Genomic DNA, 2,363 nt, shown 5'->3' with positions numbered 1-2,363 from the left:
GTTACAACCAGTTACAACCAACACACCGCAGTCACATTAGCAGATTACGTGCCAACGTTCTCCCCGCCTTCAGGGAGAATCCGGACACGTTGCCTGGCATCTGTGGCCGGTTTATTAACTAGCCTATAATCAGATTATTGCAAGGGGAGAGATCACAAAATTTATGCTACTTCAAAAGTTGCATACCGTTTGGTATTTTGTAACATCGGGGATTTTGTTCACAATGTTGATACATGTTGTAACGCAGTGTTACAAAGTTAAAAATTCCCATAATGACACCTAAAAGTGTGCATTGGGGGTTACCAAAGCGGGAGTATCCCCGGTCTGCGCGGGATTGGTGCAACCACCGGCCTTAAGCTTGGTAATGTAGAAGCCTTCAGGTCGGGGTTGCGGACATTGCCCGCATGGGCAATGAATTTTTTAGAGGATGCCCAGCAAGCCGCCCAGCAGGCCGTTGGAGCCGCCCAGGAGATTGTTACCGCCGAGAAGGTCGCCACCGAGTAATCCACCCAGCAGTCCGCCACCGGCTACGGTGGTGCTGGAAGTAGTGCTGCTGCCGCCGACAGAAGCCGAGCTGCTGCTGCTCGCCATGTTGCCACTGTTGGGGTCAACAATGGAGCCGAGCAGGGAACCCAAGCCGAGGCCGCCCAACAATCCACCGTTGTAATCGCCCAGTAAACCGGCACCGCTGGTGTTGCCGTTGCCAACCAGGCTGCCCAGCAGGGCATTACCGCCGAGCAGGCCGCTGCCGTGACCGTTTGCGCCCAGGAGGCTGTCTACTACAGAACCGAGATCTAGAATGCTCATTACACGTTCCCTCGCCAGTGAGTGATGGGTGAATCCATTTTGAGGCCAGTTAATGGCCTGTTTTAGTGTTTCTGTTGGAGTTTCTGCGCTTTTTGCATAAATTGCTGCAAGCGCGCTTCCAGGGCAATCAGGGAGCAGATGCCTTCGTCCAGATCCTGAGGGTCGCCAAACGCCTGGTAATAGCGCAGCGTGGCGGTGATCTCGTCGAGTGCGCGCAACACGGACCCGGTTTCAGGATGAAAGAGGCCCTGCTCTGTTGCGTCCACGCGGGTTTTGTACATAAGTTTCTCCTGACCTGATACCCTGACAAAAACAGCAAGTACGGATAAGCAATTATCGTACCGGTCTACCCCGTTTTCTAGTGCGCTGATTGTTTGATGCATTGAGCGCCAGAATGGGTTGTGCTGAGTCAAAATGGGTGACACGGTCGTCCGGAAAGAGAAACAAATGGGCACGAATGATGAACCGTGCTACCAGTCGCGCAGAATTCCCCGCTCCACGATTACCTCAGAGTAGGGGTGGCCCTGGGCGACACAGGTGTTCTGTTTTGCCCAGAAATGGTCGCCTTCATGCATGGCTTGTGTATAGAGGGTGTCATCCAGTGTCGGCCTGTCGGTGATGTTGACATGAAAAATGAGATTCATCAGGGCACTGGCCACTCCCGCAAACAGGTAGTCCACCGGGGTGTCGGAAATTCCGAAGGCCCGTAAATAGCCCAGGGATTCGTAGGGTTTCCAGGCGCGCAGGATCAGGCGTTGGTCAGGAATCAATTCCGTCACCCGCCAGACACCCCAGCCGAGGCTGTTGATGACGGCAACAATGCCATGAATCCAGTCGGACTGGTCACGGATCATGGGCATGATCTTTTCCTTCCAGAGGGTGGACATCATAATGCCGCCCATGGTGCGGAAGCCGCAGATGTGGCCCGCTTCGGTCAGCAGGGTGCGCGCCAGAAAATCCCCTTGCAGGTGTCCAAAATCCTTGTATTCCTCAAGGACGGGATACTCTGCGGCAAGGGTTCTGATCAGAAAGGGTGAAGCCTGCAAGGCGTGTTTCAGTGCCTTTTCAAAGCGAAAGGACAGAAGATTGTAATAGTCTGCATAATGCACGGTCAGCTGTACGCCAAAGGCATCGATAAGGCCACTTTCCGGATTTCCCTGAATGCTCAGGTTGCTCATCTCTTCCAGAATCTGCTGTTCATCCATGTGCCGGGCGCAACTTTTGGGTGGAATATCCGTCTGCACGGCATGGGCGTCGTGCAACTGCCGGGTGAATCCGCGAAAGATTTCCCGATGTTCAGGGGCCTGGTGGAGGTGAAACAGGGTTTGCGTACCCCCGGCAGATAGTGCGGTGTTGGGTAATGCAATATCTCCCTGATAGGGAAAATTGTAGCTGGCGGTCAGACTGGCCGCGCAATAGCCCAAATCAAAAAGTTCGCCGGGAAAGTTTCTGCTACCCCGATTCAGCAGCAGGGCATTGGCATAATGCGAATAATCCTCACGCACGATCCATTCTGCGGGCGGACTATCTGGCAGGTTGCCCATGTTCAGATGCCC

Annotated in this window: 3 protein-coding genes; all 3 read right to left on the bottom strand. The window is 54.0% G+C overall.

The features are described from left to right. Window positions 1–420 precede the first annotated feature (420 nt). Complete coding sequence (locus AC2VLY_RS12490) at window positions 421–807, bottom strand: hypothetical protein (protein WP_193651568.1); 387 nt, start codon at window positions 805–807, stop codon at window positions 421–423. Window positions 808–869: 62 nt separating this feature from the next. After that, window positions 870–1,088: a hypothetical protein gene (locus AC2VLY_RS12485; protein ID WP_486892930.1), complete on the bottom strand. Its 219-nt coding sequence runs from the start codon at window positions 1,086–1,088 to the stop codon at window positions 870–872. A 189-nt stretch (window positions 1,089–1,277) separates the two neighbouring features. Next, the coding region (locus tag AC2VLY_RS12480) for a hypothetical protein (protein WP_486892929.1) at window positions 1,278–2,363 on the bottom strand (1,086 nt) is incomplete at its 5' end.

This window comes from Acidithiobacillus sp. TH-A36 (assembly GCF_057473445.1).
The sequence above is the reverse complement of the archived record's forward strand: the minus strand, read 5'-3'. Positions and strand labels throughout refer to the sequence as shown.

What these genes read in the sequence shown, in the direction of transcription:
- AC2VLY_RS12490 (WP_193651568.1), bottom strand. Translation starts at nt 807, where the DNA reads ATGAGCATTCTAGATCTCGGTTCTGTAGTAGACAGCCTCCTGGGCGCA.
- AC2VLY_RS12485 (WP_486892930.1), bottom strand. Translation starts at nt 1,088, where the DNA reads ATGTACAAAACCCGCGTGGACGCAACAGAGCAGGGCCTCTTTCATCCT.